This window comes from Eubacteriaceae bacterium Marseille-Q4139 (assembly GCA_018223415.1).
Taxonomy (GTDB): Bacteria; Bacillota; Clostridia; order Lachnospirales; family Lachnospiraceae; genus CABSIM01.
The window spans coordinates 2,062,134-2,084,158 of record JAGTTQ010000001.1 but is presented as its reverse complement, the minus strand read 5'-3'; the positions used below and the strand labels follow the sequence as shown (position 1 = coordinate 2,084,158).

Here is a 22,025-nt window from a genome sequence, read left to right as displayed (position 1 = left end):
CCCTCCAAAATATGATTTTTGCTGCCGCCCCCGCGGACAGCCGTTTCTATGTATGCGGCTTTCCGCCGCTGTGACCGCAGCCTGCGGCCGCGGAACTCACCTTATTTTAGCCTCGGAAGCATTCTTCCGCCGAAGCCGACGGCAAAAATTTCCCCGTTTTCGTCCTCAAACAGCTTTAAGTAAGCCTCTTTATCCGGCTTTCGGATGATACCGAGATACTCCTGCACCGGAATGAAGGCCGACTCCTTTCCGTCGACGCGGACGGCCGGTTCCCCGTTTTCCAGATAAATTTCGATGCCGTCGCCCTCGCCCGAGCCGTAACGGCCGCAGGCGGCCGCCTTCCGCTCTTCGCTCCAGGAAATCTCCTGGTACATGGTTCCGGCTCCCATGGGGTTTCTCCCGCAGTACATCCGCATGGCTGCGTCGGCGATGGTGCTCACCGGCACGTCCGACGTGTTGCAGAGGATGATGACGCCCGCGCCTGCATCGTAGGACCAGGACATGTTGGACGAGACGCCTGTCAGGCTCCCGCCGTGCTCGATGACCGTCAAATCGTCCAGCTTCTTCACGGAAAGCCCATAGGCATAATAGCTTTCCGGCCGGTATTCGATCCGCGGCCGGCACATGGCGCGGACGCCGGACATGGAAAGAATGCGGCTTCCGTCCTGGGTTTTTCCATGGTTTAAGTACATGGCTATGTATTTTTTCATGTCGGAAACCGTGGATTTCATGGAACCGGCTCCTGCCAGGACAAAGGCGTTGTCATAGTAGTCCTTTAAGCCTGTCATGCGGCCGTCTCTCTTCTTATATAAAGTGGCGGCATTTTCATCTGCGGCCGGACGAAGGTAGTCGCAGCCGCTCCTCTCCATACCAAGGGGCTCTAAAATATGTTTTTTCACATACCCGGCAAAGGACTTCTCGCCGCCCTCCCTGCGGACAATCTCCGAAAGCAGGCCGAAGCCGTCGTTGCAGTAGCTCATGTATTCGCCCGGCTTTCCGATGAGGCCGTGATCTTTCGTCTGGGCATCTAAAAGTTCAGCCACGGCTTTCGTCCCGGCGGCCGCCAGCTCTTCGCTGTACGCCAGGTCGTCTGCTTTCTCCATGTCGATGCCAAGTTTTCCGGCAATCTCCCGGATCGTCGTTCTGTGGAGCGGGTAGAAGCCGCCGCTGTGGCAGAGGAAATGATGCACCTTCACCGGCTCCTGGTTTTTATTTGTAAATTCCGGGATGTACCGGCTCACCGGCGCTTCCAGGTCGATCTTCCCGCTTTCGGCGAGCTGCATGATGGAAAGCGCTGCAAAGGATTTCGTGACGGAAGCCACGCCGAAGATGGTATTTTCATCTATGGGGAGCTGTTTTTCCGTGTCGCGGGAACCGAAAAATTCTTCGTACACGGTGTTCCCGCCGGCGTCCACGACGGCCGCGGCGATGCCGGCCGCCTGGTATTCCGCGCGGATGCGGTTCACAAGCTCCTCAAATAAAATCTTATTTGCCTTTGTGATTCTGTTCATTTGCTTCTCCTGTTTTGATTCTGTCAGCCTTATTTATAGAAATCCGGGATCTGTTTGTCGTGGTATTCGCGGATCTCCTTTTGGAACGCTTCACTTGAAAGGATATCGCAGCCTGTCATGGCAAGGCCCTTGGCGCCCTTTAAGCAGACCTCCTGTGCCTCCGGTGTTCCGGCTGCCGCGGCGTATTCCGTCGTGTGGGCCTGGATTTCTTTATCGTCTGTGATGGACAGATAGTCATGGATCGCAGGGATTTTGATGGAGACGTTTCCGATATCCGACGAACCGTACTGTTTGTTGGGATCCGGCCATGTCATCTCGATTCCCTGAGAAGCCATGTTGTCCTTAAAGGCCTGGCACATGGGCTTATTGGGGTACCGCTCGGCGGAAATATCGTCCCAGGAAACCTCGGCCTTTGCGCCGGTCAGGTTCTCGGCGTTTGCCGCACATTTCTTCACAATCTCAATCAGCTCTTCGATCCGCTTCATGGTGTCGGCGCGGAGACAGAACGCGCAGGCCGCCTCAGCCGGGATGATGTTGGCCGCGGCGCCGCCGTTTGTGATGATGCCGTTGATGTTGTCCTGGGGATCAAAGGTCGGCCGCAGCAGGTCGATCTGATTAAACACGGAAATGACGGCGCTCAGGGCGTTGATTCCGTTTTTCGGCGCAGAGGAATGGGCACCCCTGCCTTTAAAATGCACCTTTACCGTGCAGGCTGCACGGCCGCCGCGTCCCACCAGATTGGAACCGCCGCTGGACGGATGCATCATCATGGCAAAATCCACATCGTCAAAGGCGCCGTTTCTCAAAAGCTTCACCTTTCCGGCACCGCCCTCTTCCGCCGGCGTGCCGATGATGCAGATGCGTCCGGGGAGGTCTTCCATCATGGATGCCAGCCCCAGGAATGCGCCCACCGAGCAGGTAGCGATCAGGTTATGGCCGCAGCCGTGGCCGACGCCGTTTAACGCGTCATACTCCGCTAAAAATGCCACCGTCGGGCCGTCTTCTTTTCCTGCTTTTTCGGCACGGAACGAAGTCGGGAGGCCGCCGTATCCCTTCTGTACCTGGTATCCATGCTTTTCCAGGGTTTCGCTTATGAATTCCAGGGCTTTAAATTCCTCAAACCCCAGCTCCGGATTGTCGTGGATGTTCTTTGACAGCGCCAGCAAGTCTTCCCTCGCTTCGTCGATGGCCGCTGCGATTCTTTTCTTTGCTTCCTCCATGTATTCTTACCCCTTTCCTTTTGACTGTAACCCCTTTTTATTCCATAGGAAGGGTTCTGCTGCATTAACATGTAAAAATGGTGATTCCCTATGGAATAAAAAGCCCTCTGGGCAGGATTGCACTGCGGCGGAACGGAAAAATGCCGCTTGCACGGCCCGCCGCAGGCAGAGAATCTCGCCTGCGGGATTCTTTCTTAATAAAATTATCAGATTGATTCTTTCCATTCATAATAGTATCACATCAATTCGGATTTTACTACTGGTAATATCCAACTTTTCCAAAATTTTATTTTTGCTGCGCAGTATGCCTGACAGAAAGGTCCGACTGCCGGCTGCCGCAAGGGTTCAATACGAAGTTATGCTCCTGTTTCTTCCTATTATAATATTGATTCCCGTCCAAACTTACCGCACTCCTATGCCGGTTTCTCGTTTTCCCCCTTGAATCTCCCAGGAAAATACGCTATACTGACATAAACCGATTTATCCCGGCCAGTCCGATGCCGGGATAATGCTTTCGATAAAAGGAGAAAAACAATGGAGCTCACAACAGTTAAACAGCTTTTCGATGACCGTGAGGCATTCCTCGGGAAAGAGGTGCGCGTCGGCGGCTGGATCCGCAGCATCCGGGATTCCAAGGCCTTCGGCTTCATCGTCTTAAACGACGGAACCTGCTTCGATACCCTTCAGATCGTTTACCATGATACCATGGAGAATTTTGCGGAAATCTCCAAACTGAACGTCGGCGCCGCCATTCTCGTAAAGGGAACGCTGGTTGCGACGCCGGAGGCAAAGCAGCCGTTCGAGATCCAGGCCGAGGAGGTCGTGGTCGAAGGGCCGTCAAGCGCCGATTATCCGCTTCAGAAAAAGCGCCACAGCTTTGAATACCTGCGGACGATTTCCCACCTGCGCCCGAGAACGAATACGTTCCAGGCCGTGTTCCGCGTCCGCTCCCTGATCGCCTACGCGATCCATAAATATTTCCAGGAAAAGGGCTTCGTCTATGTCCACACCCCGTTAATCACGGGAAGCGACTGTGAGGGCGCCGGTGAGATGTTCCAGGTAACGACTATGGATTTAAACAACATCCCGAAGACGGCCGACGGCGCTGTTGACTTTTCCCAGGATTTCTTCGGAAAGCCCACGAACCTGACGGTCAGCGGCCAGTTAAACGGCGAGACTTTCGCCATGGCTTTCCGCAACATCTATACCTTCGGCCCCACCTTCCGTGCCGAGAATTCCAACACGACGCGCCACGCCGCTGAGTTCTGGATGATCGAGCCGGAGATGGCCTTTGCCGACTTAAACGACAACATGGCCGTTGCCGAGGAAATGATTAAATACATCATCCGCTATGTCTTAGAGCAGGCGCCGGCTGAGATGAACTTCTTCAACCAGTTTGTGGATAAGGGCCTTTTGGACAGGCTGAACCATGTGCTGAATTCCGAGTTCGCCCATGTGACCTACACGGAAGCCATCAAGCTTCTTGAGGAGCACAACGACGAATTTGACTATAAGGTATTCTGGGGCTGCGACCTTCAGACCGAGCATGAGCGGTACCTGACAGAAAAAATCTTTGAGCGCCCGGTATTCGTAACCGACTACCCGAAGGAGATCAAGGCTTTCTACATGAAGCAGAACGACGACGGCAAGACCGTTGCCGCCATGGACTGCCTCGTCCCCGGTATCGGCGAGCTCATCGGCGGAAGCCAGAGGGAAGACAACTATGAAAAGCTTCTGACCCGCATGAAGGAGCTTGACTTAAAGGAAGAGGACTACGGCTTCTACCTGGATCTTCGCAAGTACGGCTCTGCCCGCCACTCCGGCTTCGGACTGGGCTTTGAGCGCTGCGTGATGTACCTGACCGGCATGGGCAACATCCGCGACGTGCTCCCGTTCCCGCGTACCGTCAACAACTGTGAATTATAAGCAGGGATTCGCCGCGGCGGTTCCTCATAAGGGGCACGCAGCTTCGTCTGCCGTGCCCCTTCTTTTCTGCCGTACAAGCCCGGCATCTCCCATTTTTCCACACATCGGAGGAAAATCATGAAATTTATCCACACCGCCGACATCCACTGGGGCATGATCCCCGACAGCGACCGGCCCTGGGGAAAGAAACGCGAACAGGCCATCCGCCTGACCTTCCAGTCCATCATCGAGGAGGCCAGGGAGCAGCGGGCCGACCTTCTGTTCATTTCCGGCGACCTGTTCCACCGCCAGCCCCTTGCCAGGGATTTAAAGGAGGTCAACTACCTGTTTTCCACAATCCCCGGCACCCGCGTCGTCATCATCGCAGGAAACCATGACAGGATCCGGAAGAGCTCGGCCCTTTTAAGCTTCACCTGGTGCCCCAACGTGACGTTTCTCATGGACGAAAAGCTGACCTCTGTCTATTTCGAGGAATTAAACACCGAGGTCTACGGCTTCAGTTACCACACGGCCGAAATCACAGAAAACAGGGCCGACACCTTTTCCCTGCCGGAGAGCCGCCGCATCCGGATCCTGATGCTTCACGGCGGTGACGCCAAGCACCTGCCTTTAAACCGGGAGGCCTTAGCTGCATCTCCGTTTTCCTACATCGCCCTCGGCCATATCCACAAGCCGGCTGTCCTCATCGAGAACCGCATGGCCTATCCCGGCTCTCCGGAACCCCTGGATCTGACGGAAACAGGCCCCCACGGCTTTTACATCGGGGAAATTGACGACATGACGGGACGCGTCACTTCCCTGGAATTTAAGGCCGTCTCCCAGGCCCAGTACATTCCGCTTGCCGTCAGCGTGACGCCGGCCACGACGAATCTGGAGCTTTCCCAGATCATTGCCGACGAAATCCGGAAGCGCGGCGCCGGCAATATCTACCGGTTCCGAATCCGCGGCATGCGCGATCCGGACACGGAGTTTGACCTGGATTTTCTCTCCGGCCAGTGGAACATCATCGAAATTCTCGATGAATCGGAACCCCAGTATGACTTCCATGCACTGTTTGCGGAACACCCCAGCGACATGATCGGGTTCTATATCCAGGCTCTTATGAAGGATGAAATGAGTTCGGTGGAAAAAAAGGCGCTGTATTACGGGATTCATGCGCTTCTGATGACAAAGGATGAAAGGAGTCAGACATGAAACTGCTGGAACTGCATATCGACGGCTTCGGGAAATTCCATGACCGCACCATCTCCTTTCACAACGGGATCAATGTGATCTACGGAAAAAATGAGGCCGGGAAATCCACGCTCCATACGTTTATCCGCGGCATGCTGTTCGGCATCGAGCGGGGGCGCGGGCGTGCCGCCAAAAATGACACCTACTCGAAATTTGAGCCGTGGGAAAACAGCGGCACCTACGAAGGCTGGCTCCGACTGGAAAAGGACGGCACCGTCTACCGGATCGAGCGCCGCTTCCGAAAGGATGACAAGTCCTTACGCGTCATCAATGAGACGAAGGGCGTCGAGGAAGAGCCAACCAAGGCTTTTATGGAACAGCTTTTAGGCGGCCTCAATGAGACGGCCTACAACAATACCATCAGCATCGGCCAGCTAAAGAGCGCCACGGAAGAAAGCATGGTCGGGGAGTTAAAAAACTACATTGCCAACATGAACACCACCGGGAACATGGCCTTAAACATCACCAAGGCCACCTCGTTCCTCCGCTCCCAGAAGCGTACCCTGGAGGCAGGGCTTGTGCCGGACGCCTCTGTGGAATATACGGCTCTGTTAGCGGAAATCCGTTCCGTGGACGCGGAAATTTCTTCGCCGGAGTTTGAAAACCAGCTTGCCTCCTACCAGAGCATGCGGACGCAGGTGCGCGGCGTCATCGAAACTACTCAGGCGGAAAAAGACGCGTTAAACGATAAAATCTCCCGCGGGCGGCAGGTGCTTGAGACAGCAGGCTTTGACGGGCTTCCGGCCGTGAATGCCTGCATCTCGGAATGCGACGGCCTTTATCAGAACTACCAGGCTGCCTCTGCGGAATGTGCAAAAAAATACAGGGTGGTGCTTTCCGTCCTCGCCCTGCTCCTTGCCGCAGCAGGAATCGGTGCTTCCCTCCTGTTTTCCTTGTCGTCCGCTTTTTATGTTCCGCTCCCCTACTCTGTTTTCCCGGCGGTTTTCGGAGTCCTGGCAGCCGCCGTATCTGCTGTCCTTTTCCTGAAGGGCAGAAAGCAGAAAAAGAAGTTTGAGGACTGCCGCGGGAAACTTAGCGCCTGCTTAAAGACCCATCTGGGGGACGATTCCATTTCCAAAGAAGCCATGGACGCCTTCCATGGCCGGATGGCCGAGTATTCCAGGCTGTGCATGATGGTATCCCAGGCGGAAGAGACCGTGAAAAAATATATGGAGGACATCAATTCCCTCCAGGAAAAGCAGAACGGCTTCAGTGAAATGATCGAGAAACAGCAGAGAACCCAGTGGGAACTGGAAAAGAAGCTGGAGCATTTGAACAACTGCAAGAACCGGGCGCGGGCGTTAAAGCGCGTGCTGGCGGAAAACGACAGGATCCGTGAGGAGCTGGCCGCCATTGACCTAGCTATTGAAACCATGACGGATCTCTCTTCTTCCATCCGTAACTCCTTCGGCCTCTACTTAAACAAAGAGGCGTCGCAGCTCGTGTCGGGGATTACCGGCGGAATTTATAACAGCATGAGCATCGACGAGAATCTTGGCGTCTTCCTGAACACGAAGACGAAGCTGGTGCCCATCGAAAATGTCAGCAGCGGCACCATGGATCAGGTTTACCTGGCGCTGCGCCTGGCGGCCGCAAAGCTCCTTCAGGAAGACGGCGGGCAGATGCCGTTAATTTTCGACGACAGCTTTACCCAGTACGACGACGACCGGCTCAAAACGGCGCTTTACTGGCTTTCAAAGGCCTACAGCGGGCAGATGATTTTCTTCACCTGCCACAAGCGCGAGGCCCAAATGTTAAGAGCCGGGCAGATCCCGTTTCATCTGGTGGAGATATAAAGCTCCTTTCGTTCGCTGTGCAACGGTACCGCAGCTCCGAAATCATGTTTTTTCATAAGTACCCGCAAATCCCCCATGCCCGGATGGTGGGGACATATTAGAAAGGAGAACCGTACCATGAATATTCCTTTTTCTTCTGCTCTTCGCGGCACAGTCTGGGAATACTGTGCCGGTACCAGTGAAGTCTTCCTTCACTATGATACCATGGCACCGGATCTCTGCGGCCGATGGATGCCTTTTGATACGATTGACCGCCAGTACCAGGAAACCTGTGTCTTCCAGCAGGATCTTGAAATATGGCGGTATTATCTGGCAAAAGAGGCACTCCGGCGCTTTTGCAGCGGGCCCCAGGAAAATGCGTGCTTCTATATCCGTTTTAACGATTCCTGCAAACGGCCGGTATGGCACGAGATTTGTCTTCAGAAGGAAGGTGGGAGCCGTCTGTTCCTCCAAATCCGCAAAGCTCCCGAAATCCAGCGCGCTTTGGCTATCATAAAAGCCGCGGCTCCGGAATTGGACTGCCTGTACCGAATCAACTTAAATGACGGGACTTATGTGCGGTACCAGGACAGCCCAGAAGGGACTGCCATCCTTCAAAACGCTGTCGGGAACTATGAGCAGAGTGTGGAAGCGGCCAGCCGTCTGCTCATCGCGGCCATGGAGCCTGAGCCCCCTGCCGGGCAGATGCGGCTTGAAAGTGTGATGAAAGAGCTTGCACAGCATGGAGAATATATCCTCCATGCCTCAGTGCGGGACAAAGCGGGCCTATCCCATAAAAAGCTGCGGTTCTGCTATGAAGATGAAGAACATGGATATCTCCTGCTTGCACAGACTGCTGTCTGTGCGCCTCCGGAAAAAACGGTGCCTGGGGCGCAGGAGCAGGCAAAGCGGCTGGGGTATCTGGACAATATGCCAGTGGCCTTCTGCTCCATTAAGGTTCTGCTGGACAAAGACGGAAAGCCTTTTGACTTTCAGTTTACCTACTGCAACCGCGCACACGAAAAACTTGAGAACACAGAAGCCGGAGAGCTGCTGGGAAAAAACTTTTATGAATTTTTCGAGGACACTGACCCAAAGTGGCTGAAATACTACTATGAAACAGCTTACCTCGGAATCCCCCATGTCATCCGCAGTTACAGTCCGGAAATCCAGAAATATCTGCTGATTTACACCTTCCGTCAGGAATATGGCCACTGTGAATGCGTGCTGCTGGATGAGTCGGAACAGCATTTCCTGATTCAGGAGCTGGAACACAGCCGCGAAACCATGAAGCACATCCTGAAAATCACCACGGCCCTGGTGTTCCAGTACCTTCCGGAACGGGACAAAGTAATCTTGGACAGCCAGGAGACCGATGAACAGCAGGTTTTCAGCGAGCATGCCATATACCGCATTCTGTCTGAAAAAGAGCTGATGCCTCCTGACAGCCTGGAGGCCTTGAAGGAAGGCACCCTGAAAATAAAAAAAGGCGACCACAGCTTGTCCATTATGGTACAGGGCAGGCCTGACAGGGAAGCGCCGTGGGAATGGTTCCGGATCATCATGTTCGATTTTCATAATAAATATACCCATGAACGGACTCTTCTTGGATTCTTTCAGAATATTGATGAATTCAGAGCCAGGGAGGAAAAGCTCAGAAAGAAGGCCGAACTCGATTCGCTGACAGGGCTTTTAAATGCCGGGACCGGAAAGAAACGCATCACAAAAATGCTGGAACGTCGGCTGGACGGCGAACCATCCTGCCATATCATGTTTCTGACGGATCTGGATAACTTTAAGACAATCAATGACACGTACGGGCACATGGCAGGGGACAAAGCCCTGGTCGACTTTTCCGGTGTCCTGCGCCGGACTTTTCGAGCCGAAGATGTGATCTACCGCCTGGGCGGGGACGAATTTGTCGTATTTGTGGAAAAGTCTCCGGATGCTGAACAGAGCGTCCATGCGATGCTTCATCGGCTGATGGATCGCGTAAAAGAGGCGGAATCCGAGTCGCCTCTCCTGGCGTGCAGTGTCGGCGCATTCGTGACTAACCGGCGCCACACTTTTGAGGAATGTTACCAGATGGCCGACAAGGCTCTCTACGAGGCCAAAAAAAGAGGTAAAGGACGTTTCCATATCGAGCTTGACGTGTAAATCTCATATAAAAAATGCCTGACACTGCTTTAAACGCAGCATCAGGCATTTTTGCATATATCATCCGGCCGCAGGCCACTTCCTACTTCCACTCATACTTCCTTAATTTCCCGGTCATCGTCATCTGTTCAAACCCGTTCTGCCGTAACGCCTCATAAAGGATAATCGCCACGGAATTGGAAAGATTTAATGACCGGATATCGCCCCACATGGGAATCCTTACGCAGGTTTCCTGGTGTTCGATGAGAATTTCCTCCGGAATCCCGCGGCTTTCCGGCCCGAACATGATAAAACAGTCCGGCTCATACTTCACATCCGTATAAACCGCCGGCGCTTTCGTCGTCGCCATGTAGATCTTCGCGCCCGGGTTCCTGTTTAAGAAATCCTGAAAGTCGCTGTACACGGTCACATCCAGCTTGTCCCAGTAGTCCAGTCCGGCGCGGGCCAGGTGTTTTTCGCTGAGCTTAAAGCCAAGGGGCTCGATTAAATGGAGCTTCGTGTCCGTCGCCACACAGGTGCGCCCGATGTTTCCGGTGTTGGCCGGCATCTCCGGCTCATAAAGTACAATGTTCATGACCTTTTTCGCTCCTTATCTTTCGTCAAGCCGCTTCACAAACCGCTCTAACCGCTCTAAGGCACGCTTTAAATCCTGGAGCGAGTAAGCGTAGGAAATCCTCAGATACCCCTCTCCGCAGTCTCCAAACGCTGTTCCCGGCACGACAGCCACTTTTTCTTCTTCCAGAAGCTTCAGGGCAAACTCATCGGAGCTCATGCCGAACCGCTTGATGCTTGGGAAAACATAAAACGCCCCCTGAGGCTCATAGCAGTCAAAGCCCATGTCCCGCAGCGCCTTTACGAGGAATCGCCGCCTCTGGTCGTAGGCCTCGCGCATCTCTTCCACGTCCTTATCGCCGTTTTTTAATGCCTCTACGGCCGCATACTGACTGGTGGTCGGCGCGCACATGATGGCAAACTGGTGAATCTTTAACATCTGGCTCAGAATCATCTCCGGCGCGCAGGCATATCCGAGGCGCCAGCCGGTCATGGCGTAGGACTTGGAAAAACCGTTGATTAAAACCGTCCGCTCCTTCATGCCCGGGAATGCGGCAATCGTGCAGTGATGCCCCTTATAAGTCAGCTCCGAGTAAATCTCATCGGAAATCACAAACAAGTCATGCTCCCGCACCACCTCGGCCACGGCGGCCAGATCCTGCGGCTCCATGATGGAGCCCGTCGGATTGTTGGGGAACGGCAGAATCAGGATTTTCGTCTTCGGCGTGATTTTTTCTAAAAGCTTTTCCTTCGTGAGCCGAAACTGGTCTTTTTCCTCCAGCTCAATCGTCACCGGAACGCCGCCTGCCAGAACCGTACACGGCACATAGGAGACGTAGCTGGGCTGCGGGATCAGCACCTCGTCGCCGGGATTTAACATGGCGCGCAGGGCGATGTCGATGGCTTCGCTTCCGCCCACCGTCACCATGACCTCATGGTCGGCGTCGTAGTCCACCTCGAACCGCCGTTTTAAATAGCGGCAGATCTCGATTTTCAGCTCCTTTAAGCCGGCGTTTGATGTATAGAAGGTACGGCCGCGCTCCAGGGAATAGATTCCCTCCTCGCGGATATGCCACGGCGTATCAAAATCCGGCTCGCCCACGCCAAGGGAGATGGCGTCCTTCATCTCGCTTACGATGTCAAAAAACTTCCGGATCCCGGACGGCGGGATCGCGGTGATGGTGTCGGATATGGGATTTCTCACGGTGTAATTAACATCCTTTCGTCTTCTTTTTTCTCACACATGACGGTGCCGTGGTCTTTGTACTTCTTTAACACGAAATGTGTGGAGGTGCTTAAAACAGAATCCATCACGGAGAGCTTCTCCGAGACGAACTGGGCCACCTCGCGCATGGTCTTTCCCTCCAGGATCACCGTGAAATCGAAGGCGCCTGACATCAGATATACGGACTCCACTTCGCTGTACTGGTAAATGCGCTCTGCAATTTTGTCAAAGCCCATGCCCCTCTGGGGCGTTACCTTTACCTCGATGAGGGCGATCACCTTCTCGTCTCCGGTATTGTCCCAGTTAATCATCGTGTGGTAGCCGCAGATGATATTTTCCCGTTCCATGTCCGCGATTTCATTTGCCACCGCGGCCTCGCTCTCGCCGAGAAGCGCAGCCAGGTCTTTTAAGTCGATCCGGCTGTTCTTTTCAATGACTGCCAGTATTTTTTCTCTCATGTCATGCCTCCTGTTGTCTTAATTTGTATGTTTCATCGGGCTGCGGCCGCTCCAGGTACCCGGTGCCGCCGGGGCCGATGATTTTCCTCGCAATGCCCGCCTCTACTTTACCGACGACGGCAGACCGGATCCCGCGTTCTTTAAGCGCGCGCACCAGATCGCCGCCGTTGTCGGCCGCAAGGATCAGGCACTCGCCGGACATGAGCCGGTAAGGATTCAGGTCGAAAAGCTCGCAGACCTCAATGAATTCCTGTTCCACCGGGATATCCAAAAGTGATACGGAAAATCCGCGGCCGTATGCCCCGGAAATATTCCAAAGGGCGGCGAAAACGCCGCCCTCTGCCGCTTCCTCCCATTCTGTAGCCCCGCAGGCCAGAAGAAACTCCGGAGTCAGGTTCAGGTGTTCCATTGCTTTTTTCCCGGCCAGGCTTAAAAAATCTGCTGTGAACCGGTTCTCTAAAACGTCATGTTTCGCCGAAAGGGCTTCGAGCACGCCGGCCTTCCCGACGGCTCCCGCAATCACCAGGTCTTCGCCCGGCGAAAAGCACCCGGCTCCCTTCGGCTCTCTTGCAATCTTTCTCATAGTTTACTGTCTTCCCTAAATCGGGGATATGGGCGGCGCCGGGGTCTCTGCCGGGGTTTCCGGCTGCGGCGCAGGCGTCTCAGGTGATGGCTGCGGTCCCGGTGATGCCGGCCCGGCAGGCGTATCTGTAACCGGTGTCTCCGGGGCAGACCCGGAATCTCCCGCAAAGCCAGGGCCTCCCTCGTAGCCAGGCCCTGCCGGCGGTGTTTCTGCCGGAGTCTCTGCTGCCGGTGTTTCGGCAGGCGGCGTCTCCACAGGTGCCGTCTCCGTCGGCTCTGCAACGGCCGGGGCTGCCGGCCCGACGCGGTAGATGGCCTTGGACGCGTTGTAGGTATCGTTATGAAGCAATGTCCGCTCCTCTAATTCCCCGTCCACATACACGCATTTATAAAGCCGCGATTTTACGCCCGTATGGCCCGACTGCACGCGAACACGCTGGCCGGGAGCCAGGCTTGCGTCCACCTGCTCGGCCGGTGCGCCGGGGTCGATCCGCTGAAGCGTCTCGGACTCGAAGGCGATGGTGCGGTTGGACGGCCGCGTCTCCTTCCCGTAGATGGTGAAGGTCAGCGTCTTTCCGGAGGTATAGCCCTCCACGTAAATCGGCGTGTCGTATGGATTCTTGATTTTTAAGTCCTTATATGTCCCGGCGATGGCGGCATCCATGGACGGCTTCACGTAGGACACGGTCATGGAGTGGTTCTGCCGCTGGACAATCTCTAACTCCGCCAGAAGCGATGCATTGTATAACGTCGTAGAAATCTGGCACACGCCGCCGCCGATGCTGTCAACAGAGCGGCCGTTTTCATAGGCCGTCGCTGCTTTGTAGCCGTTTGCTACCGTAAACGGGTGCATGCATTCATACCCCGACAGCACTTCGCCCGGCATCAGCACATGGCCGTTGATTTTTCCGGCGCCCACCTGGAGATTCGTCACGCGGGAGGACGAGCTGCTGCTGAAATCCGTGGAAAACGTTCCCAAAACATCCTGGATTGTCTCCAGATCTTCTTCTGTCACAGCCGGTTCCTGCTCGGTAATCACGGCCTCGACGGTGATGGTACCGCCGGTTCCCGTATTCAGGGCCTCGCTTAAGGCTTTTTCGGTCGCCGCGATGTCCACGGTCTTTCCTGTCTCCGCCGGAGTAATCACAAACTGCCCGTCGGTTTTCGTGATCGTTGCATCCTTCGGCGCCGTCACAAAGGGCGCGCATCTTTCATTTACAAAGGCGGAGATTTTTTCCTGGTCAGCCGCCATTTCCAGGCCCACGTTTACAGGCCTTGTCTCCAGCTCTTTCTTTTTCAGATACCGCTTGATCAGGTTTCCTTTGATCTCCGTCCCTGAAAGGGCTTCCTCCACCGCGTCCTGATTGCTCCAGCTTAAGCCCAGCTCTTCCGCGCTGGCAGAAACCTCGTTCCCGTCCACAGTTAAAACGATAGTGCCGGACAGCTTCTCATTCACATATTCGTTTACCCTGGCCTTCGCCTCTTCCTCCGTCATGCCGGAAAGCTCCAGCTCCCCGACGGAAACGCCCTCGGGAATCCGTCCTTCCGCCCGGGCAGATAACGGCGCCAGTGTTCCAATGCCGACTGCCGCTGCCATGGCAAGCCCGGCAATCCACATATTCTTTTTCATATTTTTCTCCTCTTATCCCGCATTAGAAAATGGACATCAGCGCCCCAAGGATTGTCGGGACTACCATGGCCAGAACCACGAGAACGATGACAATCGTAGATATCAGCTTTCTCGTTTTGTTATTTCTCATGTTCAGCACGTTCTTCACCTCTTTTTATTCATTTTATCTTGATTTTGGAAATTTATCCCCCTCATGTCCTGCCGCCGGAATTTTCCCATATTGGAAGATGATCCTGTCGATCATTCTCGAGATCTCATTTCCCGACATAAAATCCGGACAGACAGTCATGTTTATTCTATGATATTTTAATAAATCCTGCAAGTGTTCTTTTTGCCTTTTTGTGGCCGTCCGTTCCTTTTTTGCCTTGTAAATCAATGGTTTTTCCAGAAACTGGTCTTCATGCCCAGGCCCGAACCGCCGTTTTAGCTCCTCGTAAAGCCGCCCGCAGGAAACCGCGTCCGAAAGGGCCCTGTGGGCCGTGTCCTGGCGGATGCCGAAATAGGCGCATGCGGCTGTGAGGTTCTTCTTTTCCTCCGGCGGCATGAAGAGCCTGCAAAGCTTTAAGGTATCGATGCCGTCCCGCTCAAACGGCAGCTTTTTATTGACGGCCGCCTGCTTTAAAAAGCCGTAATCAAAAATAAGCTGGTGGCCGAGAAGCGGGTAGCCCTCGCAGAACTCCAGGGCCTTTTCGATGACTTCCTCGATGGACGGCGCGTCTTTTACCATGTCGTCCCGAATGCCTGTCAGCTCCACAATCTGCTCCGGGATTTCCCGGTGGGGGTTCACGAGCGTCTGGAGCGTCTCTGCTTCCGCCCCGTCAATCACCTTTACCATGGCGATTTCCAGGATTTTTTCGTGCCTGGCGCCGATCCCTGTCGTCTCTAAATCCACCGCAACATAGCTTTCCGTCATGACTTTCCTCCTTCCTTTCTCTCCGCCGCCGGGCAGAGATCCTTTAAGAAGCAGCCGCCGCAGTCCGGCTTCCTGGCTGTGCAGATGGTTCTTCCCAGGGTAATGATATGGATGTTCCAGAGGATCCAGTGATCTTCGGGAAGCACCTCCATCAGGTCATACTCGATCTTTTCCGGGTCTTCGTTTTCTGTGAGGCCGAGCTTTCTGGAAATCCGCTTGACGTGGGTGTCCACGACGATGCTGGGCTCGTGGTAGATGTTCCCGCGGATGACGTTGGCCGTCTTCCGCCCGACGCCGGCTAAGGACGTAAGCTCTGAAAGTCCCGACGGCACCTCGCCGCCGTACTGCTCCACCAGCGTTTTGCAGCAGGCGATGATGTTTTTTGCTTTATTATGGTAAAAGCCGGTGGAATGGATGTCCTGCTCCAGCTCCTTTAAATCGGCTTCGGCAAATTTTTCTACCGAGTCATATTTTTGAAACAGCGTCTCCGTCACAAGATTGACGCGGGCATCCGTGCACTGGGCGCTTAAAATCACAGCGATTAAAAGCTGCCACGGCGTCTCATGGTTCAGGTAACAGACGTATTCTGTCCCGTATTGTTCGTCTAACCGCGCCAGGATCTCGCGGACGCGGGCCGCCCGGGCGGCGGCTTTCTCTTTTCTGGGAGCCTGCAATGGGTATCTCTCCTTTTTTCCTAAGTTTTTTGCAGTTATTTTCAGCAGGGGCTTTCGCGTCGGGACAGGGGATGGCTGCCCCTCTCTTTCCAGTTGACTTTCCCTCCCCCCTTGATTATAATTTCCTTAAACACTTACAGAAAAGCCGGGGGAATCACTCATGAAAATCAAACGCTACTTTACCCACCCTTTCAAGCTTGCCATTGACCTTGCAACCTGCCTGATTCTGGGGATTACGGCAGCCAGCCTGCTTTTGTCCGGCGCCGTTGTCCCTGCCGTTTTTTTCTTTATTTTTGCAGCTATTTTTGCGTATTCTTCGGCCCTCTGCGGCTCCGTCATTTCCATTGAGCCGGACGGCTTCCGCCGCTCTCTTTTCGGAAAGACCCTGAAGTTTTTCCGCCTCGATGAAATCGCGGAAGTCGGCGTCATCGGAAGCGGCCTGTTCCACCGAGCCGGAAAGGAATCCCGGGGGACTGTTTACATCTACTTCTCCAAAACCGAGATGACCGCCGAAGAACGGTACGACATGATTTTAAAATGGCCGCCGAAGGACAAGCTTTACATGCGCTTTACCGCCGACCGCCTGAATGCCGTAGAGAGCGTCTGGAAGGGCGATATCCATTCCTACAATACAAATGTCATGGGACGTTAACCGCCTCTTCCATATCTTTTACCGGAAGGGCCAGCGCATTGTGATCCAGCGGATCCCGGTTCCGGTAATCGAAAACCACGGCCGTCCCGTCCTCGAAAAATTCCAGGTGCGCCATGTTGGCAAGCTGCCTGGAGTCATATCCCTCATAGCCCGCAAGGAACCTCGGCGCCTTTTCTTCCATTTTAAAGAATGCGCGGAGTTTTTCCTTATGCGGCGACTGATCTGAGGCGAAGGACGGACGGCTCTTTGCATTCTCCCTCAGATACAGATCATACATCAGGCTGTCCCGGAAAGCGGAAAGCCGTTCTTTTTGTTTCTCATTTTCCCGGATGAACCCGTAGAGAATCTCATATCTGGAAAGCCGGCTGTGGCTTACGCCGTCAAGCCCGTTTTCCCTGTAATAATCCGCCAGCCGCAAAAACAGCTCTGACGGCCTGGAAAAGCTCTCCGAAAGCCGCTCCATCGTGCGGGTAAACTGCCCGCTGTTATAGTAAACCTCCACCATCTCTTCCATGGCCTTCAGCCGGATCACGTCCCCATAATCCAGCCATTTTGTCGCCAAAACCTCATAGGGCGGCGTCATTCTGTATTTCAGCCCGTAGCATTCCGTCTGCTCTTCCATGTACGAGCCCTTTAAAACCTTCAAAAACCCAAGCTGGAGCTGATCCGGCTTCATTCGGTACACCTCGTCGAAGGAGTGCAGGAAGCTTTCCATCCCCTCATACGGAAGCCCCGCAATCAGATCCAGATGCTGGTGGGTGTTCCGAAACCGCCTGACCTGTTCCACCGCCCATTTGAGCCTTTCTAAGTTCATGGTTCTTCGGATTTCCCCGACCGTCAGTAAATTCGTGGACTGGACGCCGATCTCAAGCTGAATCAGCCCAGGCCGCATGGCCCCGATCAGGGCAATTTCTTCCTTATTTAAAAGGTCTGCCGAAATTTCAAAATGGAAATTCGTGACGCCGTTGTCGTGTTCCAGAAGGTGACGCCAGATCCCCATGGTGTGTTCTCTCCGGCAGTTGAACGTCCTGTCCACAAACTTCACCTGGGGCACCTTCCGCTCCAGGAAGAAATCCAGCTCCCGCTTCACGTTCTCAAGGCTCCGGAACCGCACCGATTTGTCGATGGACGACAGGCAGTAGCTGCAGGAAAAGGGGCAGCCGCGGCTGCTCTCATAGTAGATGATCCTGTTTTCAAATTCCGTCACGTCCTCGTAGGCGAAGGGCAGGCTGTCCATGGGAAGCGGCGCGCGTCCGGGATTTTCTTTTATACTTCCGTCCGCCGTCCGGAAGGTAATCCCGCCGATAGAAGAAAGCTCCGGTTCCCCGCCGTTTTCCGCCGCAAGGAGCGCCGATGCCAGCTCATAAAACGTGGCCTCGCCCTCTCCCCGCATGATGCCGTCCACATCCGGCTCCCGGAAAAGCAGCGCCTCTGCGTCAAAGGACACCTCCGGCCCGCCGAGCCAGATCTTTACGCCCGGCAGCACCTTGTGCAGATCATGCACCAGCTCAAGCACATGGCTGATGTTCCATATATAACAGGAAAAGCCGATAAAATCCGGCTTTTTTTCATAGAGATCCTGCAAAACAGAATCCGTCCTGTGATTGATGGTGTATTCCCCGATCATGATGTCTGCCTCTGGGAGACGCTCCTTTGCGTAGGCGCGCAGGCTGTACACGGCCGGGTTGGAATGGATGTATTTTGCGTTGATTGCCGCCAGCAGAAATTTCATCTTCTCCTCGGCTCCTATACCATAAATTCAATCTTTCTTCCCGTCGCGTTGTATTTGTAATACCGCACTCCGGCCGCATCCAGCATCCGCTTGGACGCTTTTGTGGACGGTGTGTCCGCGTACTTGTCGCATTCATAGACAAGGGTCTTGATGCCGGCCTGGATAATGGCCTTGGCGCACTCGTTGCACGGGAACAGGGTGACATAAAGCTTGCTTCCCTCCAGGCTCCCGCCGCGGTAATTGAGAATCGCGTTGAGCTCGCTGTGGGTCACATACAGATACTTCTCATTGTACGGATCCGGGTCGCCCTTTCCCCACGGAAACGTGTCATCGGAGCAGCCCTTCGGGAATCCGTTGTAGCCCATGGACAGGATTTTGTTGTCCTGGCTCACGATGCAGGTGCCCACCTGCGTGCTGGGGTCCTTGGAGCGCATGGCCGCCAGCTTCGCCACGCTCATGAAATACTCGTCCCAGGTAATGTAATTTGTTCTTTTGTCCGACATCTTTTCCCCTCCTATACGTTGACGATATGGTATCCGGCCGCCTTGCAGAGCCGGTTCATGATGGCCTGTCCCAGCCGGTCGCCGGAAAAGCTCTCCGAAAAAATGCAGTCCACCTGAAGCTCATCAAATTTCCTCAACACCGCAAATAAATTGTGGGCCACGGTCTCCTCGTGGCTGCGGCTCCCGATGACCTCCAGAATCCCCGTGGGATAAAGGCCTTTGCTCTCCTCGGTACAGATAATCCCGACACGTTTCCCTTCTTTTTCCGCCTTTTTTGCGGCCTCCCGGATGAAGTCCACGACCTGCTCCATGCCGCCTTCCACCAGCGTCATCTCCGCCGCCGGCGCATAATGGCGGTATTTCATGCCCGGCGCCTTTGGCCGCATGCCCTCTTTCATCGGCCCCAGAATCGCCGGGTCGATCTCCACATGGCCAAGAAGCTCCCGAAGCATCTCCATGGTGACGGCGCCCGGCCTCAAAAGCGTCGGAACCTCGCCGGACACGTCGACAATCGTCGACTCCACGCCGATTCCCACAGGGCCGCCGTCGATAATCATCTCAATTTTCCCGTCCATGTCCTCAAGCACATGCCCGGCCATCGTCGGGCTCGGCCGTCCGGAGGTGTTGGCACTTGGAGCCGCCACGGGGACGCCTGCCAGGCGGATCAGCCGGTTCGCAACGGCATCCGACGGCATGCGGACGGCCACCGTATCGAGGCCGCCGGTGGTCTCATAAGGCACAAGACCGCTCTTTTTTAGAATCATCGTAAGCGGCCCCGGCCAGTATGCTTCGGCTAACTTTCTTCCTGCCTCCGGAAGCTCTTTGATTAACGGAAACAGCTCTTCCATGCAGGAAATATGGGCAATTAACGGGTTGTCCGACGGCCGCCCCTTTGCCGCATAAATTTTCCCGGCCGCCTCTTTATTCAGGGCATTGCCGCCGAGGCCGTAAACCGTCTCTGTCGGAAAGGCCACAAGCCCGCCGGAACGGAGAATCCCCGCCGCCTCCAAAAGCTCGCCGTCCTCCGGTTTTTTCACATCTTTTATTTTTACAACTTTTGTTACCATCTGTCTTCCTTCTTTTTCAGTTCATAAAAAAGAATCTCGCTTGCGAGATTCTCCGCCTGCGGCGGGCCGCGCAAGCGGCATTCTTCCTCTCCGCCGCAGTGCGACCCGCTGAAAGGCTCTTTGTTCCCTTTCCTATGGAACAAAGAGCACCAGGCGTCCACGCGCACTGGTGCTCATATCAGCTTGCTGTCATTTAGTTTAGCACAACCGTCCGGCCGCCGCAAGTCCTCTGCCGAAACTTTCGCTTTACAAAACCGGCCTGCCCGCTTTACGCGCCTGCCTGTCCCGTTTTCAGCCCAGCTTCCGCATCAGTCCTTCCACTCCCGGATTTCCTTAAGCCCCGCGACGATGGACTCCACAAAGCTGTCGTAGATCTGGTTCCCCTTTTCAGCCGTGGCCCCCTTCGGGTCGCCGCCGATGCCGATGGGCTTTCCGTCCTCTGTCACCCACTCCTCGGAAACCCAGCCGATGGTAATTGGGCCATAGACCGTGAACGTCTTGTTCCCCATGAATTTCTTCGGGATCCCGGCCTCGGAGGTCTCAAGCTTCACAAGCTCCGGCCGCTCCGCCATCACCATGGCCGTCTCCATCTCGCCGCCGTGGAAATCCCAGACATTGCCCTCGGAAACCGTCGCCTTGACGGCCGGATTTCCAAAGAATGCGCCGCAGTTGATAATGAAAACGGCGATTCCAAGCTCGCTCCTCAGCTCTCTGCTGAGAACCTGGATAATCGGCGAATTGCCGCCGTGGCAGTTTAACATGGCAATCTTTTTGAAGCCGTGGTGAACCAGCCCCTTGCAGATATCATAGAGCATGTGATAAAACGTATCCGGCTTTAAGGTGATGGAGCCGCAGAAATTTACATGCTCTGTGCTGAGTCCCACCGGAAGCGCCGGGAAAATCAACATCGGATAGTCCGGGATTTCCTTATCGAGGGCTTCCTTGATCCGTCTGGCCGTCGCCTCGGAAATGATCTCGTCCGTTCCAAGCGGGCACTGGTTCCCGTGCTGTTCCAGCGCGCCGACAGGGATCATCACCACTGTCTCCTCTTTGTCGACCTGCTCCATCTCAAGCCGTGTCAGTTCTCTGTAATAGCGTACCATATGCGACTGCCTTTAGCCTTTCTCCACGGAGGTCCGCGGCGCCGGAACCGTGTTTCCTGTCCGCAGGATGACGCTGACTCTCTTATAGAGAAGCGCCGTCACGCCGGCATTCAGTCCGCATTTTAACAGGTTAAACGGAATAATTGCAAAAATTGCGAATGTATAAATATCTGTGATGGCCGGATTGACCTTCGTGCCCATGGCGATGATGTTCTCGATTCCGCCGAAGGCCAGGTTTGCATACAGCGGCAGTGTCACAAAGCAGTTGATGACGACAGCGCCGGCAACGGCTGCCAGAACCGATACAACGAGCCCGATCATGGCCGTCTTCCTGGTCTTCTTTCTCTGGTAGAGAATGGAAGCCGGCAGGATGAACATTACGCTTCCGATAAAGTTTGCCAGATCGCCGACGTACATAGTCGTCGAGCCCTGGGTTAAAACCTTAATCAGGTTCTTCACAAGCTCCATCAGAACCGCAGGCACCGGGCCCAGCGCAAAAGCGCCGATTAAAATCGGGGTCTCCGCAAAGTCCAGCTTGTAGAACGGCGGCGCAAAGGGCACGGCAAGCTGGAACGCCTCCAGCACGGCCGCCAGGGCCCCGAACATGCCGATCAGCACCACGTTCTTCACATTCAACATCTTTTCAGGTTTCATTTTGGTTTCCTCCTTGTACTGTTTCGTCCTTCTTCCTGGCCGTCTCCCGGCACATGCCGGAAATCACGTACAGAGGAATTGTGGGCATAAAAAGTGTGCGCTGCGGCGCACACTCGCGCCGGAGTGCGGCTGCGCCAGCAGCCATATTCCTCTGCGCGAAGTGCGCATCCTCGCGGAGCGTTTTTATTTCATAGGACGCAATTTCCTATGAAATAAAAAAATCCCGGACAATACAAAAAGTCCGGGGCCTATACACAAATGCCGCACAATTTCTTCTCTCATCCAGACTATACTGTCGGTTTTGGAATTTCACCAAATCAGCTGCCATAAGCAGGTCGCGGACTGTCACCGCCGGTAGGGAATTTCACCCTGCCCCGAAGAACTTATTTATTTTACCGTTCTATCCTAGCACAACCAGACTGCCAAATCAAGTGTTTTCTCGAAAGTGATATCGAAAG

The 22,025-nt window shown here is 54.6% G+C and carries 19 protein-coding genes and 1 riboswitch; of the genes, 5 read left to right on the top strand and 14 right to left on the bottom strand.

Annotated features, from left to right (window positions below; translation table 11 throughout):
- Nucleotides 1–101: 101 nt before the first annotated feature.
- Nucleotides 102–1,511, bottom strand: a complete 1,410-nt coding sequence (locus KE531_09845; GenBank protein MBR9953913.1) for a beta-lactamase family protein — start codon at nucleotides 1,509–1,511, stop codon at nucleotides 102–104.
- Between the two features lie 29 nt (nucleotides 1,512–1,540).
- Nucleotides 1,541–2,731, bottom strand: coding sequence for a M20 family metallopeptidase (locus KE531_09840; protein MBR9953912.1), 1,191 nt, complete (start codon nucleotides 2,729–2,731; stop codon nucleotides 1,541–1,543).
- 534 nt (nucleotides 2,732–3,265) lie between these two features.
- Between KE531_09840 and asnS the strand changes: the two genes are divergently transcribed.
- From asnS to KE531_09820, 4 genes are all read left to right on the top strand, one after another.
- Nucleotides 3,266–4,657, top strand: coding sequence for an asparagine--tRNA ligase (gene asnS / locus KE531_09835; protein ID MBR9953911.1), 1,392 nt, complete (start codon nucleotides 3,266–3,268; stop codon nucleotides 4,655–4,657).
- Between the two features lie 117 nt (nucleotides 4,658–4,774).
- The gene (locus KE531_09830; GenBank protein ID MBR9953910.1) at nucleotides 4,775–5,851 is read left to right on the top strand and encodes a DNA repair exonuclease; all 1,077 of its coding nucleotides are present in this window, start codon (nucleotides 4,775–4,777) and stop codon (nucleotides 5,849–5,851) included.
- Nucleotides 5,848–7,686 (top strand): AAA family ATPase, encoded by a 1,839-nt coding sequence (locus KE531_09825; GenBank protein MBR9953909.1) that lies wholly within the window; start codon nucleotides 5,848–5,850, stop codon nucleotides 7,684–7,686. The genes KE531_09830 and KE531_09825 overlap by 4 nt, the downstream gene beginning before the upstream one ends.
- A gap of 117 nt (nucleotides 7,687–7,803) precedes the next feature.
- On the top strand, nucleotides 7,804–9,822 hold the full coding sequence (locus KE531_09820; protein ID MBR9953908.1) for a sensor domain-containing diguanylate cyclase: 2,019 nt from the start codon (nucleotides 7,804–7,806) through the stop codon (nucleotides 9,820–9,822).
- Nucleotides 9,823–9,904: 82 nt separating this feature from the next.
- Here KE531_09820 and KE531_09815 read toward each other — a convergent pair whose 3' ends face one another.
- From KE531_09815 to nth, 7 genes are all read right to left on the bottom strand, one after another.
- Complete coding sequence (locus KE531_09815) at nucleotides 9,905–10,396, bottom strand: tRNA (cytidine(34)-2'-O)-methyltransferase (protein MBR9953907.1); 492 nt, start codon at nucleotides 10,394–10,396, stop codon at nucleotides 9,905–9,907.
- Nucleotides 10,397–10,411: 15 nt separating this feature from the next.
- Nucleotides 10,412–11,578 (bottom strand): aminotransferase class I/II-fold pyridoxal phosphate-dependent enzyme, encoded by a 1,167-nt coding sequence (locus KE531_09810; protein ID MBR9953906.1) that lies wholly within the window; start codon nucleotides 11,576–11,578, stop codon nucleotides 10,412–10,414.
- Nucleotides 11,575–12,057 carry an Lrp/AsnC family transcriptional regulator gene (locus tag KE531_09805; GenBank protein ID MBR9953905.1) on the bottom strand — a complete coding sequence of 161 codons (483 nt, stop codon included), beginning with the start codon at nucleotides 12,055–12,057 and terminating at the stop codon, nucleotides 11,575–11,577. The genes KE531_09810 and KE531_09805 overlap by 4 nt, the downstream gene beginning before the upstream one ends.
- 1 nt (nucleotide 12,058) lies before the next feature.
- Nucleotides 12,059–12,640: an AIR synthase gene (locus KE531_09800; GenBank protein MBR9953904.1), complete on the bottom strand. Its 582-nt coding sequence runs from the start codon at nucleotides 12,638–12,640 to the stop codon at nucleotides 12,059–12,061.
- Between the two features lie 15 nt (nucleotides 12,641–12,655).
- Nucleotides 12,656–14,269 (bottom strand): VanW family protein, encoded by a 1,614-nt coding sequence (locus KE531_09795; GenBank protein MBR9953903.1) that lies wholly within the window; start codon nucleotides 14,267–14,269, stop codon nucleotides 12,656–12,658.
- 163 nt (nucleotides 14,270–14,432) lie between these two features.
- Nucleotides 14,433–15,182, bottom strand: a complete 750-nt coding sequence (locus tag KE531_09790; GenBank protein MBR9953902.1) for a 3'-5' exonuclease — start codon at nucleotides 15,180–15,182, stop codon at nucleotides 14,433–14,435.
- Nucleotides 15,179–15,895, bottom strand: a complete 717-nt coding sequence (gene nth, locus KE531_09785; protein MBR9953901.1) for an endonuclease III — start codon at nucleotides 15,893–15,895, stop codon at nucleotides 15,179–15,181. The genes KE531_09790 and nth overlap by 4 nt, the downstream gene beginning before the upstream one ends.
- Before the next feature lie 121 nt (nucleotides 15,896–16,016).
- Between nth and KE531_09780 the strand changes: the two genes are divergently transcribed.
- Nucleotides 16,017–16,508: a hypothetical protein gene (locus tag KE531_09780; protein MBR9953900.1), complete on the top strand. Its 492-nt coding sequence runs from the start codon at nucleotides 16,017–16,019 to the stop codon at nucleotides 16,506–16,508.
- On the opposite strand, the gene KE531_09775 is transcribed toward KE531_09780, so the two are convergent.
- From KE531_09775 to KE531_09755, 5 genes are all read right to left on the bottom strand, one after another.
- Nucleotides 16,495–18,240 carry a B12-binding domain-containing radical SAM protein gene (locus KE531_09775; GenBank protein MBR9953899.1) on the bottom strand — a complete coding sequence of 582 codons (1,746 nt, stop codon included), beginning with the start codon at nucleotides 18,238–18,240 and terminating at the stop codon, nucleotides 16,495–16,497. The two genes, KE531_09780 and KE531_09775, sit on opposite strands and share 14 nt — an antisense overlap.
- 14 nt (nucleotides 18,241–18,254) lie before the next feature.
- Nucleotides 18,255–18,743: a dCMP deaminase family protein gene (locus tag KE531_09770; GenBank protein MBR9953898.1), complete on the bottom strand. Its 489-nt coding sequence runs from the start codon at nucleotides 18,741–18,743 to the stop codon at nucleotides 18,255–18,257.
- Between the two features lie 11 nt (nucleotides 18,744–18,754).
- The gene (locus tag KE531_09765; protein ID MBR9953897.1) at nucleotides 18,755–19,810 is read right to left on the bottom strand and encodes a threonylcarbamoyl-AMP synthase; all 1,056 of its coding nucleotides are present in this window, start codon (nucleotides 19,808–19,810) and stop codon (nucleotides 18,755–18,757) included.
- A gap of 308 nt (nucleotides 19,811–20,118) precedes the next feature.
- Entirely contained in the window at nucleotides 20,119–20,913 is a 795-nt protein-coding gene (locus tag KE531_09760) for a creatininase family protein (protein ID MBR9953896.1), read from the bottom strand.
- A gap of 12 nt (nucleotides 20,914–20,925) precedes the next feature.
- On the bottom strand, nucleotides 20,926–21,567 hold the full coding sequence (locus KE531_09755; protein MBR9953895.1) for an ECF transporter S component: 642 nt from the start codon (nucleotides 21,565–21,567) through the stop codon (nucleotides 20,926–20,928).
- 266 nt (nucleotides 21,568–21,833) lie between these two features.
- Nucleotides 21,834–21,953, bottom strand: a riboswitch (FMN riboswitch).
- Nucleotides 21,954–22,025: the final 72 nt, after the last annotated feature.